Origin of the sequence: Conyzicola lurida (genome assembly GCF_014204935.1) — a bacterium.
Taxonomy (GTDB): Bacteria; Actinomycetota; Actinomycetes; order Actinomycetales; family Microbacteriaceae; genus Conyzicola; species Conyzicola lurida.
This window is the reverse complement of sequence record NZ_JACHMJ010000001.1, coordinates 1,418,550-1,433,887: the sequence shown is the minus strand read 5'-3', so window position 1 is coordinate 1,433,887 and position 15,338 is coordinate 1,418,550. Positions and strand designations below refer to the sequence as shown.

The 15,338-nt window shown below is 68.5% G+C and carries 16 protein-coding genes; 6 read left to right on the top strand and 10 right to left on the bottom strand.

Going from position 1 to position 15,338, the window contains the following annotated elements; all coding sequences use genetic code 11:
- The first annotated feature begins 81 nt into the window (after positions 1 to 81).
- The 3 genes from HD599_RS06930 (at position 82) to HD599_RS06920 (ending at position 4,680) form a co-directional block, all read left to right on the top strand.
- Positions 82 to 3,510 carry a TM0106 family RecB-like putative nuclease gene (locus tag HD599_RS06930; protein WP_184235135.1) on the top strand — a complete coding sequence of 1,143 codons (3,429 nt, stop codon included), beginning with the start codon at positions 82 to 84 and terminating at the stop codon, positions 3,508 to 3,510.
- 73 nt (positions 3,511 to 3,583) lie between these two features.
- Positions 3,584 to 4,150 (top strand): TetR/AcrR family transcriptional regulator, encoded by a 567-nt coding sequence (locus tag HD599_RS06925; RefSeq protein ID WP_184235132.1) that lies wholly within the window; start codon positions 3,584 to 3,586, stop codon positions 4,148 to 4,150.
- Positions 4,147 to 4,680, top strand: a complete 534-nt coding sequence (locus tag HD599_RS06920; protein WP_184235129.1) for an SRPBCC domain-containing protein — start codon at positions 4,147 to 4,149, stop codon at positions 4,678 to 4,680. Before HD599_RS06925 ends, HD599_RS06920 begins: the two co-directional genes overlap by 4 nt.
- A gap of 28 nt (positions 4,681 to 4,708) precedes the next feature.
- Here HD599_RS06920 and HD599_RS06915 read toward each other — a convergent pair whose 3' ends face one another.
- Complete coding sequence (locus HD599_RS06915; protein WP_184235126.1) at positions 4,709 to 5,635, bottom strand: hypothetical protein; 927 nt, start codon at positions 5,633 to 5,635, stop codon at positions 4,709 to 4,711.
- Positions 5,636 to 5,793: 158 nt separating this feature from the next.
- Here HD599_RS06915 and HD599_RS06910 point away from each other — a divergent pair, with 158 nt between their 5' ends.
- Both HD599_RS06910 and HD599_RS06905 read left to right on the top strand, forming a co-directional pair.
- Positions 5,794 to 6,612 carry an SDR family oxidoreductase gene (locus tag HD599_RS06910; RefSeq protein WP_184235123.1) on the top strand — a complete coding sequence of 273 codons (819 nt, stop codon included), beginning with the start codon at positions 5,794 to 5,796 and terminating at the stop codon, positions 6,610 to 6,612.
- Between the two features lie 206 nt (positions 6,613 to 6,818).
- Positions 6,819 to 7,817: an SDR family oxidoreductase gene (locus HD599_RS06905; protein WP_184235119.1), complete on the top strand. Its 999-nt coding sequence runs from the start codon at positions 6,819 to 6,821 to the stop codon at positions 7,815 to 7,817.
- Between the two features lie 3 nt (positions 7,818 to 7,820).
- On the opposite strand, the gene HD599_RS06900 is transcribed toward HD599_RS06905, so the two are convergent.
- From HD599_RS06900 to HD599_RS06865, 8 genes are all read right to left on the bottom strand, one after another.
- Entirely contained in the window at positions 7,821 to 8,270 is a 450-nt protein-coding gene (locus HD599_RS06900) for an SRPBCC family protein (RefSeq protein ID WP_184235116.1), read from the bottom strand.
- 7 nt (positions 8,271 to 8,277) lie between these two features.
- Positions 8,278 to 9,720: a phytoene desaturase family protein gene (locus tag HD599_RS06895; protein ID WP_184235113.1), complete on the bottom strand. Its 1,443-nt coding sequence runs from the start codon at positions 9,718 to 9,720 to the stop codon at positions 8,278 to 8,280.
- A 156-nt stretch (positions 9,721 to 9,876) separates the two neighbouring features.
- Entirely contained in the window at positions 9,877 to 10,443 is a 567-nt protein-coding gene (locus HD599_RS17950; protein ID WP_343061938.1) for a G5 domain-containing protein, read from the bottom strand.
- 326 nt (positions 10,444 to 10,769) lie between these two features.
- On the bottom strand, positions 10,770 to 11,417 hold the full coding sequence (locus HD599_RS06885; RefSeq protein ID WP_343061937.1) for a M50 family metallopeptidase: 648 nt from the start codon (positions 11,415 to 11,417) through the stop codon (positions 10,770 to 10,772).
- A gap of 108 nt (positions 11,418 to 11,525) precedes the next feature.
- The gene (locus HD599_RS06880; RefSeq protein ID WP_184235110.1) at positions 11,526 to 12,233 is read right to left on the bottom strand and encodes a DUF2510 domain-containing protein; all 708 of its coding nucleotides are present in this window, start codon (positions 12,231 to 12,233) and stop codon (positions 11,526 to 11,528) included.
- 85 nt (positions 12,234 to 12,318) lie between these two features.
- Entirely contained in the window at positions 12,319 to 12,984 is a 666-nt protein-coding gene (locus HD599_RS06875; protein WP_184235107.1) for a phosphoribosyltransferase family protein, read from the bottom strand.
- Positions 12,985 to 12,989: 5 nt separating this feature from the next.
- A complete protein-coding gene (locus HD599_RS06870; protein WP_184235104.1) occupies positions 12,990 to 13,274 on the bottom strand; it encodes a GNAT family N-acetyltransferase in 285 nt (94 codons plus the stop codon).
- Between the two features lie 30 nt (positions 13,275 to 13,304).
- Positions 13,305 to 13,508 carry a DUF4177 domain-containing protein gene (locus HD599_RS06865; RefSeq protein WP_184235101.1) on the bottom strand — a complete coding sequence of 68 codons (204 nt, stop codon included), beginning with the start codon at positions 13,506 to 13,508 and terminating at the stop codon, positions 13,305 to 13,307.
- Positions 13,509 to 13,663: 155 nt separating this feature from the next.
- On the opposite strand from HD599_RS06865, the gene HD599_RS06860 reads away from it, so the two are divergent.
- Complete coding sequence (locus HD599_RS06860; RefSeq protein ID WP_184235098.1) at positions 13,664 to 14,686, top strand: LLM class flavin-dependent oxidoreductase; 1,023 nt, start codon at positions 13,664 to 13,666, stop codon at positions 14,684 to 14,686.
- Here the strand turns inward: HD599_RS06860 and HD599_RS17945 are convergent.
- Positions 14,683 to 15,282, bottom strand: a complete 600-nt coding sequence (locus tag HD599_RS17945) for a methyltransferase domain-containing protein (RefSeq protein ID WP_184235095.1) — start codon at positions 15,280 to 15,282, stop codon at positions 14,683 to 14,685. The genes HD599_RS06860 and HD599_RS17945 overlap by 4 nt on opposite strands.
- Positions 15,283 to 15,338: the final 56 nt, after the last annotated feature.

Below are 15,338 nucleotides of genomic sequence, written 5' to 3'. Positions count from 1 at the left end.
AAGTCACCGTTGCGCGCCAGCGGGATCCGAACGTCGCACCCTCGCGCTAGCCTGACGAGTGCCATAAGCGCAGGGAGCACAGTGATTCTGATCGACCCGACGACAGTCATCTATTCGGCGAGCGATCTCACCGCCGCGGCCAAGTGCGAGTGGGCGCTCATGCGCAAACTCGACGCCAAGCTTGGCCGGGTCGAACGCGTGGACGATGTCGAAGACGACATGCTCGTGCGCGCAGGCCTGCTCGGGACCGCGCATGAACTGCGCGTCCTCGAGTCACTGAAGGAGACCCGCCACGTCGTCGAATTCGACCACCCGCCCTTCGGCGAGTACGCCGAGGCGGCGGCCCTGACCGCCCAAGCGCTGCGCGACAAAGCAGACGTCCTGTTCCAGGCCACCTTCTTCGACGGACGACTTCTCGGATTCGCCGATTTCATCATGCTGAACGACGACGGCATCTACGAGGTCTACGACACCAAGCTCGCGCGCAGCGCCAAAATCACCGCGCTGCTCCAGCTCGCCGCCTACAGCGACCAGGTCATGGCGCTCGGCGTCGAGGTCGGCGACAACGTGCACCTGATCCTCGGCGACGGCCGCACGAGCACACACGCACTTCGCGACATCCTGCCCGTCTATCGACGGCGCCGGGCACGACTGCAGTCGATCCTCGACGAACGGCTGACGGATGCCGCGGCCACACCCTGGGGAGACCCGAGATACAGCGTCTGCGGCCGCTGCGCGGCATGCACTGCCCAGGTGGAGGAACACCGCGACGTGTTGCTCGTCGCCGGGATGAAACTCACCCAGCGCCGCAAACTCAACGCCGCCGGCATCACGACGATCGACCAGCTCGCCGTCGCTCCCGAATCGATCGACGGACTCAGTTCCGCCACGCTCGCCGGGCTCCGCTCCCAGGCACGCATTCAGGTGTCGCCGCACGACGGCGAGGCACCTGCCTTCGACGTGTACAACCCGCAGGCGCTGGCCGCGCTCCCGCTGCCCGACGCCGGCGACATCTTCTTCGACTTCGAGGGCGACCCGCTCTATTCCGAGACCACCGGCGGGGACGGCGCAGAGTGGGGACTCGACTACCTTTTCGGCCTCGTCGAACCCGACACCACGTTCGTCACGTTCTGGGCGCACGACTATGCCGAAGAGCGCGTCGCCCTCGAGCAGTTCCTCGCATACGTCGCGGAGCGCCGGACGCGGCATCCGGCAATGCACATCTACCACTACGCGGCATACGAACGCACCCACCTGCTGTCGCTCGCGGCGAGGCATGGTGTGGGCGAGGATGCCGTGGACGAGCTGCTCCGCGACGACGTGCTCGTCGATCTGTACCCGCTCGTGAAGAAGAGCACGCGCGTCGGATCGCACAGTTACTCGATCAAGAAGCTCGAGCCGCTGTACATGGACACCCACCGCGACGGGGTCGCAAACGCCGCAGACTCCGTTTCCGAGTACGCCGAGGCGCGGCAGCTGATCCGCGACGGACTAATCGCCGACGGGCAGGCCAAGCTCGACGCCATCGCGAGTTACAACGAGTACGACTGCGTGTCGACGCTGCGGCTGCGCGACTGGCTGCTCGCCCGGGCGGCCGAGAACGGCGTCGCGCCGACTCCCGCCCGCGACCTCGAGCTCGATCTGCCGGTCGTGCGCGAGCCGAGCCCGGTGTACCTGGCGCTGGCGGCCCACGTCGCCGATGTCGCGCCGGGGGACCGCACCCCCGACGACACGGCGATCGCACTCGCGTCCGCAGCGATCGACTACCACCGTCGCGAGGGCAAGAAATTCTGGCAGGACCACTTCGACCGGCTGGTGTCGCCGCTCGACGAGTGGGCCGACACCCGCAACGTGCTCGTCGTCGAACACGCCGAGGTCGTCAAAGACTGGCATCGCGAGGGCCGGCAGAAGAAGGACCGTCGCATCATCGAGGTGTCGGGCACGCTGTCGCCCGGCAGCTCGTTCAAGATCGAGCAGAACCCGTACCTCGTGTACGACGACCCGCAGCCGCCGATCTCCGCGCGGCGGTCACCCGGCGCCCGGGCCTCGAGCGAGGGCGAGATCATCGACGTCATCGACGAGGGCGGTCACGTGACGTATGTGATCCAAGAGCTGCTGGAGACGGGAGCCGACCAGTTCTACCAGCTTCCCGCGGCTCTGACGCCGCCGGCACCCCCGCGCGCGACACCCCAGCCCGAGGCGATCGAGGAGTGGGGCTCGCGCGTGCTGAACGCGCTGCCCGAGCTGCTGCCGAACGCGGCGCTCGACGTGCTGCGGCGCGTGGCACCGCGCGGCACCATCGCCGCGGAGGACGCGTCGGGTTCGACGATCGAGGCTATCCGCGACACCCTGCTGACGCTCGACCACTCGTACCTCGCCGTGCAGGGGCCTCCCGGAACGGGCAAGACATACACCGGCTCCCGCGTGATCGCCGATCTCGTGAAGAACCACGGATGGAGAGTCGGGATCGTCGCGCAGTCGCACGAGACAGTCAAGAACATGATGCGGGCGATCGCCGCGGCCGGCCTCGATCCGAAGCTCATCGGCAAGAGGCCGAAGAAGGGCGACATCGAGGATCACCCCTGGGTCACGCTGACCCCCGGCAACACCGCCGAGTTCACCGCGCAGGAGGACGGCTGGGTCATCGGCGGAACAGCCTGGACGTTCGCGAACGCGACGACGATCCCGCGCGAGTCGCTCGACCTGCTCGTCGTCGACGAGGCGGGGCAATTCTCGCTCGCGTCGACGATCGCCGCGGCGGTCTCGGCGGAGCGCCTGCTGCTGCTCGGCGACCCTCAACAGCTTCCGCAGGTGAGCCAGGGGTCGCACCCGGAACCCGTCGACGTCTCGGCGCTCGGCTGGTTGAGCGACGGGCACGACGTTCTTCCCCCGGAGTTCGGCTTCTTCCTCGCTAAGAGCTGGCGCATGCACCCAGACGTCTGCGCCCCTGTGTCGAAGCTGTCGTACGAGGGAAAACTCGAGTCGCGCGCCGAGCAACGGTTGCTCGTCGGCATCGAACCGGGGCTGCACCCGATCCCGGTCGACCACCAGCTCAACGCGACATCCTCGCCGGAAGAGGCCGACCGCGTCGTCGCCCTCGTGCGTGACACGCTCAATCTGCACGGCTCCGGCCGCGACTGGACCGAGGGCGGAACGACACGGACGCTCACGCAGGACGACGTGATCGTGGTCGCGCCGTACAACGCGCAGGTGGAGTTGATCGGCGAGAAGCTGGCGGCGGCGGGCCTCGGCGCGGTACCGGTCGGCACGGTCGACAAGTTCCAGGGACGGGAGGCCGCGATCGCGATCGTCTCACTCGCAGCGTCCTCGGCCGAGGAAGTTCCGCGCGGGCTGGAGTTTTTGCTCCTCGCGAACCGGCTGAACGTGGCGATCTCGCGCGCTCAGTGGGCGGCGTACCTGCTCTACTCGCCGGCGCTCGTCGACTACCTGCCGACGAACCCGACGGCGCTCGCCCAGCTGAGCGCGTTCATCGAGCTCGTCGACGCCTGAGCGAAATCGCGCTCGGGCATTCCCAGACTGACGCGGTTTACGATACCTCTGTTGCTTTACCGGAGGGATCCCCATGGCGCGTCCACGCAATGCAGAGTCCGACGCCGCAATCCTGGCGGCGGCATCCGCCGTGCTCGGGGAGCGCGGGTACGACGGACTCATCGTCGACGAGATCGCGAGGAGCGTCGGCGTCGCGAAGACAACGGTGTACCGACGCTGGCCCACCAAGAACCACCTCGTGGTGAGTGTGCTCGAGGATGGGGAACCGGACGCGGCGGCTGCCGATAGCGGCGACGACGTGCGCGACCTGACCTCGGCCGTAGCCGCGCTGTGTTCGACGCTCGACCCGGCACCCATGCGCCGGCTGGTCGCCGAACTCGCGGCGGCGAGCTCGCGGGACCCGGCACTGCGAAGCGAAGTCGACCGGCTCTGGGCGCGGAGACGCGACGCGGTCGCAGTGGTCGTCGAGCGTGGGGTCAGCGCGGGGACGTTGAGCGGCGATTCGGCGCTGATCGTCGACCAGCTGGTCGGGGCGGTGTACTACCGGGCGCTGATCACGGGGGAGACCCTCGACGCGGAGTACTCCCGTGGACTCGTGCGCGCCGTAGTCGGCCCGCGCGATGCGGAAGGCACGGCATGACGACCGCGACGGGACAGAAGCGGCGCTTCGACTGGACGAGAGCGGTCGTCGGCGGAGCGACGATCGTGGCGGTGCTCGTCATCGCCGCGCTCTGGCAACGCACCCATCCGTATTCGATCGAGACGAGCGTCGACATCGACGCGAGCCCGCGGGAGGTGTGGGCGGCCCTGACCGATCTCGAGGCCTATCCGGAGTGGAATCCGAGCGTGGGCGGCATCCGCGGCGACCTGGCGGAGGGCGGCACCGTGGTCTACCAGGAGGATGGCTCGGACGTCACCGGGAGGGTTGTCGAGGTCGTCGAGAACGAGGAACTCCGGTGGGAGACCCACGCCGGCGTGATCGGCGTCTTCGACGGGGAACGTACCTTCACGTTGGAAGAGCTGGCCGACGGGCGCACCCGGTTCACGCAGAGCGAGCTCTTCCGCGGCGTGACCGTGCTCTTCGTCACCGACACGCTGCACGACGAGGTTGCACCGTCCTTCCACGCGATGAACGACGCGCTCCGCGACCGGGTCGAGGGCGACGAGTAGGCGAGGGCAGGTAGAGCGCGACTACGTGTCAGAACGGCCTCCCCGGCACCGCGGTACGCGCGGAGTAGCCCATCTTGTACAGGCGCTTGGCGATCGCGGTGGGTTGACGCTGCACGATCAGCGAGATGTCGAAACAGCTCAGTCCGTCGCCGTGCGCCTTGAGCACGGCCTCCTCTTCGTCCTCGGTCCAGCGCTTGAAGGCACGCGCCGGCTGGGGCCACCAGCGCTTCGCGAACGGGTCGTACCGGGCCGCCCCCGGAGTCTCGGGTTCGAGGTACGGCAACTGCGAGTCCTCGATACGCAGGTGGCGGGTGCGTGGTCCCCACCGCCGTGATCGCGACGCATCCGGGTCCTCGAACAGCGAGGGGTCGCTCACATCGGTGTAGCCGGGGATTCCGGCGTAGAGCGCGTCACGTCCATACGAATCGGCGGACGTACCGTACGTTTCGTCCTCCGACAGTCCGAATTCGCTGCCGAACTCCCGACGGTCGGCGGCGCACGCGGGGCACGGGCAGGTCGGGCCGTGTGGCCCCGGGATCGACACCGCGCGGGGGAGGCCCGCGAGCTCCGGGTACAGGCTGAACTCGCAGCGCGGAATACTGCCGAACATCGTCGTGCGGTCGAACACGACGAAGCCGAGGAACCGGAAGCCGCCGAAATCGGGATGGAAGCTCAGCCGAGCGTCGAGTTCGGGCAGCCACGCTCCGTCAGGGTCGAGCTCGCCGTCGACCGACCAAGCGATCGCGAAGTACTCGACCGGTCGCAACGCCGAGGAGAGCTCCGCGACGATGTCGTCTATGTAGGTCTCGACGTCGCCGTCGACGTTCTTCGCGACCGGGTCGACCGCGAGCAGCCGCAGGTTCGCGTCCATCGTCACCAGCCATAACCCGCGCGGGGGTTCGTCGCCGTTGCCGCACAGCACTTGGAGGACATCGTCTCCGGATTCGATAATCATGCGGGCGACGGTATTCTCCGGCGGCGACGCGATGGGACAGACGGCGGGAACTGTGGAGAAATGCCGGCGGCGTGGCAGTGTGGACGAACGGTGCCGGGTGCGGCGATGGAGTGTGGACGACGGGGCATATCCGGGACCGCACGAGCGTTGAACCCGGCATGACTAAGACATGGTTTATCACCGGCACGTCCAAGGGTTTCGGCCGCGAGTGGACGGAGGCGGCCCTCGAGCGCGGCGACCGTGTGGCCGCGACCGCCCGCAATGTGGCCTCGCTCGACGACCTCGTGGAGCGGTTCGGCAGCGCCATCCTGCCCATCGCACTTGACGTGACCGACCGCGACGCGGGATTCGCCGCCGTGCAGCAGGCCGCTGACCACTTCGGTTCGCTCGACGTCGTTATCAACAACGCCGGCTACGGGCACTTCGGCATGATCGAGGAACTCACCGAGGACGAGGTTCGCGCGCAGCTCGAGACCAACGTGTTCGGCGCCCTCTGGATCACCCAGGCCGCGCTGCCGATCCTGCGTGCGCAGGGTTCGGGCCACATCATCCAGATCTCGAGTATCGGCGGGATCAGCGCGTTCCCCGGCATCGGGGCGTACCACGCGTCGAAGTGGGCCCTCGAGGGCTTCTCGCAGGCGCTCGCGCAGGAGGTCGCGCCGTTCGGCATCTCCGTCACACTGGTCGAGCCGGGCGGGTTCTCCACCGACTGGGCCGGCCCGTCGGCCTCGCACAGCGCCGAACTCGACGCCTACGCCGAGCAGCATGAGACGTCCCGCAACCGCCCGTCGGCTCAGAACCGCGGCAACCCCGTCGGCACTCGCAGCGCGATGCTGAAGATCGTCGACGCCGAGAACCCGCCGCTGCGCATTTTCTTCGGTAAGACGCCACTGTCGGTGGCGACCGCCGATTACGAGTCGCGCCTGAAGACGTGGAACGAGTGGCAGCCGGTGTCGATCGAGGCGTTCGGCGAGTAGAAGCGAGAATCGGCGATCGGCACGGGCGAGGCGCCGACAGCACGCCGGCACGACCGCGACACACGCCTAGGCACTAACGCCCCGCCGGTCAAGCCTCCGCACGCGAAGCTGCGATTCAGGTTCATCTTCGTAGGGTGGGGACTCCACCCAGTCAGGGTGGGGACTCCACTCTCGCGAGTGGGGCCTCCACCCAACGAAGGAGCACCATGCCCAGAGTCGCAGTCGTCACCGGAGGATCAGCGGGTCTCGGCCGCGCCGTCGTCCGAGAGCTCGCCAGCAAGGGCTGGGACATCGCGGTCCTCGCCCGCGGCGAAGACGGCCTCGCGGGCGCCGTCGCCGACATCGAGGCCCTCGGCCAGCGCGCCATCGGCATTTCGACCGATGTCGCAGACAGGGAAGCGGTCGAGCGCGCCGCCGACCGCACCGAGGCCGAACTCGGACCGATCGACCTCTGGGTCAACGGCGCGATGGTCGGGGTGTTCGGCGAGTTCCTCAGCACCGACCCCGCCGACTTCGAGCGCGCGACCCAGGTGAACTACTTCGGCTTCGTCAACGGCACCCGTGCCGCGCTCAGCCGTATGGTGCCGCGCAACAGCGGACACGTCATCCAGGTCGGGTCGGCGCTCGCACACCGCGGAATCCCGCTCCAGGCCGCCTACTGCGCGTCGAAGCACGCCGTGCAGGGCTTCACCGAGTCGGTCACGACCGAGCTGATCCACAACGGCAGCGCGGTGACGATCTCGACCGTCGACATGCCGGCCCTCAACACCATCCAGTTCAACTGGGTGAAGTCGCAGCTTCCGCACCACCCGATGCCCGTGGCCCCGATCTTCGAGCCCGAGGTCGGCGCCCGCGCGATCGCCGCCGTCGCCGAGAAGCCCCGCCGTCGCACCTGGGTCGGCGAGCCGACCGTCGCGACCGTGCTCGGCAACCGCTTCGGTGCCGGATTCCTCGACTGGTTTATGGCGAAGACCGGCTACGACGGCCAGCAGGCTCCGGAGAAGACCGAGCCGATGCTGCCCACCAACCTCTATGAGCCCGTTCCCGGCGACCAGGGGTCGACCGGCATCTTCAGCGACCAGGCGCACACGGTGTCGCCGCAGGTCTGGGCGATCCGCAACCGCGGTCTCGCCTGGGGGCTCGCCGGGGCGACCGCCGCGGCTCTCGGTGCCGCCGTGCTCAGCGTTGTCGCGAAGAAGAAGTAACGCTCAGGCGTCGCCGTTGTCCTGCTTGCCCTCCGCGATGTACGCGAGACGCCGCAGAGTCTCCACATTGCGGAGGTAGAGCGGGGGATCGAGAAGGAACGGCGGCACGAGCGCGCCCGGCCCCTTGACCGCCTTCTCGGTGATGCGCACGACGCAGCCGTCGCCGCGCGGCTTGACGTCGAGCGTGACGCGCGCCTCGCCGAGCGGCCAGCCGTGCGGCTGGATCACCATGCGGCGCGGCGGGTCCCACTCGAGCACCCGCGTCTCGTCGTTGATCAGAACCGGCCAGACACCGAAGGAGTGCTGCAGCTTCGATCCGACCGCCGGCCACGCGTCATCCACGTCTCGCATTCTCGACGCACCCACCACCCAGGTGGGGAAGACCCAGCCGTCGGCCAGCACGGCGAAGACGGCCTCGGGTGAACAGGTGAACTCGCGGACGTTGATAGACATCGTTTCCTTAGGGCGCTAGCGGGGGAGCGGTGAGAATGCCGAACTCGTGGCGGAGGGCACTGCGGGCGGCGTAGTAGCCGGGCAGTCCGTGCACGCCGGGCCCGGGCGGGGTCGACGACGAGCACAGGTACACCCCGCGGGCCGGCGTGCGCCACGGCTCGGTCGAGAGCGTCGGTCGCACGAGCAGCTGGCGCAGGTTCGCCCCGCCCGATGCGATGTCGCCGCCCACGTAGTTGGGGTTGTAGTTCTCCATGTCGCGGGCCGTCATGCTCGAACTGGCGAGGATCTGGTCGCGGAAGCCCGGGGCGAAGCGCTCGATCTGCCGGGTGATCGCCTCGGTCTGGTCCAGCGTCGAGTTGCGCGGCACGTGCGTGTACGCCCAGAGAACGTGCTTCCCCTCGGGCGCGCGCGACGGATCGGCGAACGACGGCTGCGCCACGAGCACGTAGGGGTTGTCGCTGTGACGGCCGGCCGCGACATCCGCCTCGGCACCGGCGATCTCGGCACGGGTGCCGCCGACGTGCAGGGTTCCCGCGCGGCGCAGGTCGTCGTTGGTCCACGGCACGGGGCCGGAGAGCGCGAAATCGACCTTCGCGACCGCGTTGCCGAAGCGGAAGCGCTCGACCTTGGCGCGGTACGCGGCGGGCAGGGTGGCGAGCTTGAGCATGGCCTTGGCGCTGACGTCGAGCAGCACGGCCCTCGAGCTCGGCAGTTCGTCGAGGGAGGTGATCTCCGTGTCGGTGTGGATCACGCCGCCGTGGGCGCGCAGGTCGTCGGCGAGCGCGTTCACGATCGACTGGCTGCCGCCGACCGGGATCGGCCAGCCGTGCGCGTGCGCGTAGGTGCCGAGCGAGAGGGCGGCACCCGCGGTCGCGAGGCTGGGCATCGGCCGGATCGAATGGGCCGCGACCCCGCTGAGCATCGCGGGCGCCACGTCCTGGCGGAACCGCAGGTTCCAGGCGGGCGAACCCTGCTCGAGAGACCGCAGTCCGAAAGCGAGGGCGGTGAGTGGATGACGCGGAAGCTGCAGCAATTGCGAGCCGGTGAACTGCGCCACGCGATTCGCGTTGGCGACGAGCGGCGCCATCAGGCTGCGGAACGCCGGACCGTCGACGCCGAGTCCGTCGACCGTGCGCTCGAGGTCGCGCCAGGCGATACCGGCGCGGCCGCCGTCGAGCGGGTGTCCGTACGAGATCTCGGGTACCCGGAGGTCGATCCGGCGGTCGAGGCCGAAGCGGCGGAAGAACCCGGAGGCGAGCGCCATCGGGTGCACGGCCGAGCAGGCGTCGTGGAGGAAACCGGGGAGGGTGAGTTCCGCCGTGCGGGCGCCGCCACCGATGGTGGGATTGCGCTCGTACACCGCAACCCGGAGGCCCGCGCGGGCGAGGGTGACGGCGGCGGAGAGCCCGTTGGGGCCAGATCCGACGATGATCGCGTCGTATTCGGTCATGGCCCCACGCTAACCGGTGTACCGCGGCACACGCACCGCGGCGCGGCTATTGCAGTGCCATTGCCAGCTTGATAGGGCTACACGGGCAGTGCGACGCCGAGCCGCCCTTTCCGATGCCGCCGTCGCAGTGGGTGCAGGACGGCAGCGTCATCCGGGCTAGTCGCAGCCCCACCCGTCTCCGTCGCGGTCCAGGTCGTAGATGTCGCTGCCCAGAACCTGAACGATGCCCTCCTGATAGGCCGGTCCGTTTCCGCTGCCGCCCGCACAGTCGACGTCGCTAGAAATGGGTACGCAACCGCTGTAGTTGGAGTCGCACCCTGATGCGACCGGTGCGGCAACGGGAATCGGGACCGGGGTGACACCGATGTTGGTCATCTGATCCACCGGCGGCGTAGTGACCACCTGTGACACCTGGGTGCGCCCGGTCTCCACACCGTCAGTGTAGGTGACTCGGACTGTGGTCGTCTGAACCCCATTGATGCCGGCGACCGTCACCACGTTTGTACCCACGTAGAAGTTGCCGTCGTTCTGCGTCAGTGCAGCAAACGGGATCTCCGTCGTCGCTATCTCGTCCTTTGTCGTGACTCGCGGTGTCGGGCTCGGCGTCGGTGTCGGACTCGGCGTCGGAGTGATCTGAACGTCCGCGACTTCTTGGGTCGTGGCGTCTGCCGAGTCAGCGGATGGGGATTCGGCGGACGCACAGCCCGCACTCGTCGCGACCACTGACGCTAGAAGAACTACGGCGGCGACATCGCGCCATTGACGGGAAAGGTGCTGAGGCCTCATTGACTTTTGCTCCAATTTGTCGTGTTTGCTGAATGTAGTGGGATTGCTCGAGCACCAGTAGCCCTCGAGTGGGGGCCGCGACTACTCGGCAACCCCCACGGCATACAGCAGGCTGAACGATGCGCGCCCGATGGCCGTCACCACGAGCACGATTACCCACCGCCTAGCTCGCGCGCGGTACATGTCGGGTCCCGAACCGTAGGCCGCAGAACCGCCCGCTGCAGAAGGCCCGACGAGCCATGGTCACACCCCGCAAACGAGTGCTAGCGGCCGACGTAGCTCCACGCCGCGAACACGACACTCGCGGCGATGAGCGCGGCGAACAGCAGCAGCCAAAACGGCGACGGCACACCCGTGCGCTTGTAGAGCAGGTACGCGTCCGACGTCTGCAGCTGTCCGCGCCGCGACGTGTGTACCCCGACCACGGTGAGTAGCCCGCGCACCGAGCCGACGAGCAGCGCGACCCCGAGCACGAGCAGCGCGTAGCCCTGCACCTCCGGCGTCGCGAAGAACCAGAGCAGCGCCGCGATCCCGGCCGAGACGACAACGACGAGAACACCGAACAGGTTGCGGATCACCAGGACCGTGAGAATCAGGATGACGCCGCCGACGAAAAAGGCGATGGCGGTATAGCCGTTGAACACGCTCCACAGCAGCGCGGCGCCCACGATCGCCGGAGCCGGGTAGCCGAAGATTCCGCTGAGCACGGTACCGAAGACGCCGCGCCCCGTGCTCATGGCGTCGCCCGAGTGGTTGCGCCGGATGCGGATGCCGTTCACCACCCGCCCGCTCAGGATCGCGGCGACCGCGTGCCCGAGCTCGTGGACGAGCGTGGCGAACAGGCCGAACCACTGCCAGGTGACGCGGGGCACGCTCAGCAGAGCGGCCGCCGCGACGATGACGAGGAGCACGGGCGTCGAGACATCGAGCGGCGCCGAGCGCTGGAACAGGGTGGTGAAGAAGGAAGTATCGATGCCCCCAGTGTCTCAGACGTCTGCGGGCACGATCCTGTGACGCGGCTACAGGAGGGGGTCGAGCACGAGCACCGCGCCGATCGACGCCACCTGCACCACGACCCAGCCGAACAGGACCCACACCGACGACGATCCGAACATCACGGCACGCACGATGAGGTAGACCGGCGGCAGGAGTCCCCAGCCCCAGCCCGGCGCAGGGTGGCCGCGGCGACGCAGCTCGTATCCGTCGCCCGATGCGAGCACGAGCGACACCAGCACCGTCACGAGCACCCAGATGTACAGCTGCCATACCGCCGACTGGTCGGCGAGTTCGAACGCGATGAGCACGAGGCCAGCGGTGAGCAGCGGCGGCACCACGGCGACGAACCACGCCCAGGGCGTGACCGATCCGCGATCGGGCGTCAGCATCGCCGAGCGGCGGGTGCCGTCGCCGTAGCGCGGAGCGGTGTCCTTCATGGGCTCGTACGGCATCGAGTTGAAGTCGTAGGCAGCGAATCTGTCCTCGACGCGGGCCTCGGCAACGCGGGCCTGCTCGACTCGCTCCTGAACGATCGGGAACTGGGCGACACGCGCCTGGGCGGCGGCGGCCTGAGCGGCGAGCGCGTCGGCGGCGACCGAGGGTGGCGGCAGAAGGGTGTGCACGGTCCAGGCGGAGCCGTCCCACCAACGCAGCAGGCCATCGAACTGCGGGCAGGGGTACCAGGCGGCGGGAGTACCGGACATTGTGGAGCTGTCGTCCAGAAGCGTCATCGTCACACCTCCTCCTTGCTCACAAACCGCAGTCTACGACCGGAACGCGCCACCCGCTCACATTCGTAGCTTCCCTCAACAACTCTCATGGCATACTCAGCCGGGAGTCTGCGCCGCCGAGTAGCGCGATGACCTCCGCGTCCGAGGTCTGGTCGAAGCGGGCGTACCACTGGCCGACCGCCCAGAAGTCTCTGGGTGCGGCGACGGCGACGAATTCGTCGGCCGCGCCCGCGAGCCGCAGGGTCCAGTCGGCCGGAGCGACGGGCACGGCGAGCACGATCTCCTCCGCGCCGAGCTGGCGGATCACCCGGCACGCGACCTCGGCGGTCGCCCCGGTGGCAACCCCGTCATCGACGACGACCGCGCGCGCGCCGTCGAGCGCGAGACGCGGGCGTCCCGATCGGTACACCGCGAGCCGGCGGTCGAGTTCCGCGATTTCCGCGGCCTCGACCGCGGCGAGCTCGGTGTCGCTGACGCCGGTACGCCGCTGGAGATCGGTGTCGACGACGCGCGCCCCACCCTCGCCGATGGCTCCGAGTGCCAGTTCGGGATGGCGCGGGCCGCCGAGTTTGCGCACGGCGACGACGTCGAGCGGCGCATCCAGCGCGGCGGCGACCACGGCCGCGACAGGCACTCCGCCTCGGGGGAGGCCGAGCACCACGGTAGGCTTCGGCGCCCGTGGTGTCTGCACCAGCACCGCGGCGAGCTGCCGACCAGCGTCGGCCCGGTCTTCGAATAACGGTCGTGCCACGAGAGTTACCTCTCGAGGAGGCCGTGTCGCTCCGGGTGCTTGTCGAACCACTCGCCGACGTACCAGCACATCGGGATGATGCGCAGGTCGCTGGTCGCCTCGATGTCGTCGACCGCGTATTCGACGAGTTCCGCCGCGAACCCTTTTCCCCGACGCGCGGGTGTCGTGAACGCGCGCGTCAGGGAAATGGCGGTGCCGTTGCTCGCGTAGTCGAGAACCGCGACCAGCTCGTCACCGTCGCGGAGCGCGTATCGGTTGGAGTCGGGCTGGTTTTCGAAGGTTCTCGTCACACGTTAGAGCCTAGAACTTTCGTTCGGCGATTACAGCTTCTCGAACACGAGCGTCGCCTGGATGCGGTCGCCGCCGCCGAGTCCCTTGCTGCCGGACGACGCGGTGGTGATGGTGTGGAGGCGGTAGCCCAGGGCTGCCTTCTCGTTGAGAACGCCCTCCAGCTCGGTGAGGTTCCCCGACCCGGTGCCGAACATCTTTTCTTTCAGAATGACCTGGAGGACGACGTAGTTCATGGTTCTTCTTTCTCAGTGGGGGAATCGTGCGTTCGGCGCAAGGCTACACACCGTAATGAATACCGACGAGACCCCCGTGCGGGGTTCAGGCGGGCCCGCACTTTCCATGCGTTCGCATCGGGAATACGAGAGGCCCGCGGTACGCTGCAATCACTATGAAGCGCATCGGATACCTCTCTTTCGGCCACTACCAGGACGTGCCCGGATCTCTCGTCACCACGGCGCAGGACGCGCTCGTCCAGGCGATCGAGCTCGCCGTCGCCGCAGAAGAGGTCGGAGTCGACGGTGCGTACCTGCGCGTGCACCACTTCGCACCGCAGCACGCCTCGCCCTACCCGCTGCTCGCGGCGATGGCGGCGCGCACCAGCCGCATCGAACTCGGCACCGGCGTGATCGACATGCGCTACGAGAATCCGCTGTACATGGCCGAAGAGGCCGCGATCACCGACCTGATCAGCAACCGCCGCCTGCAGCTCGGCCTCAGCCGCGGCTCGCCCGAGACGGCCCTGCGCGGCTACGAGTCGTTCGGCTACGTGGCAGCCGAGGGCGAGACCGACGCCGACCTCGCGCGCCGGCACACGGCGATCTTCCGCGCCGCGATCGACGGCGCCGGCGTCGCCCAGGCGAACCCGCAGATGACACGGGGCATGGGCGGCGCGCTCGCGATCGACCCGCAGTCGCCCGGACTCAACGAGCGCATCTGGTGGGGGAGCGGCACCCGCGCGACCGCGAAGTGGACCGCCGAGCAGGGAATGAACCTGATGAGCTCGACGCTGCTCACCGAAGACACCGGCGTGCCGTTCGACGAGCTGCAGGCCGAGCAGATCCAGATCTTCCGCGACGAGTGGAAGGAGCACGGCCACGACTTCGAGCCGCGCGTCTCAGTGAGCCGCAGCATCATCCCGCTGGTGTCCGACGCCGACCGCGCCTACTTCGGGCTGCGCGGCCAGGTCGAGGGCAAGGACCAGGTCGGCCACCTCGACGGCGGCCTCGCCCGGTTCGGGCGCAGCTTCATCGGCGAGCCCGACGTGATCGCCGAAGAGCTTGCTCGGGATGCCGCGGTGCAGGCCGCGGATACGGTGCTGATCACCGTTCCGAACCAGCTGGGCGTGGAGTACAACGCCGCGCTGCTCGAGAGCATCGTCAAGCACGTGGCGCCGGCGGCGGGCTGGCGCTAGGCCTTCGTCGCCGCGATCACACCGTGGCGGCGCACGCCCGGATCCTGGCGCGTTCGCGCGTCGGTCACCGTGAATCCGGCTCGCACGAGCCACTCTGCGAGCGATCCGACCGACCAGTAGTAGGCCGTCGCGACGGCGTGGTCGAATGACTCACCGGCCACGCCGTCGAAGAAGCCGATGACGAGACTGCCGCCGGGCCGGATGGCGCGGGCGAACTCTTTCAACGGTTCGTCGAGCCTCTCGGGGTCGGTGTGGATGAGCGAGTACCAGGCCAGCACGCCTCCGAGGCTGCCGGCTGGCACTCCCAGGGCCTCAGCGCGACCGACGCGGTACCGTGCCGACGGATAGCGCTGGCGGGCGTCGTCGATGAACGCCTCCACCAGATCCACCCCTTCGACGTCGAGTCCTGCCTCGCGAAGGAACTCCGTCCACTGCCCGGGGCCGCACCCCACGTCGAGCAGCGGGCCGTCGACGGATTGCGCCCACGCGAGCACGTAGTCGCGGTCGGCGACGGCCGCGTGCTCGATCTTCCCGACGGCCTCGATGTATTCGCCGGCTCGGTTCGTATACGCGGCATGCACGGGATCGACGGTCACGGGATCACGATACTGGGGAGAATCGCCGTCGCAATGATGACGGGAGTCCGTCGCGC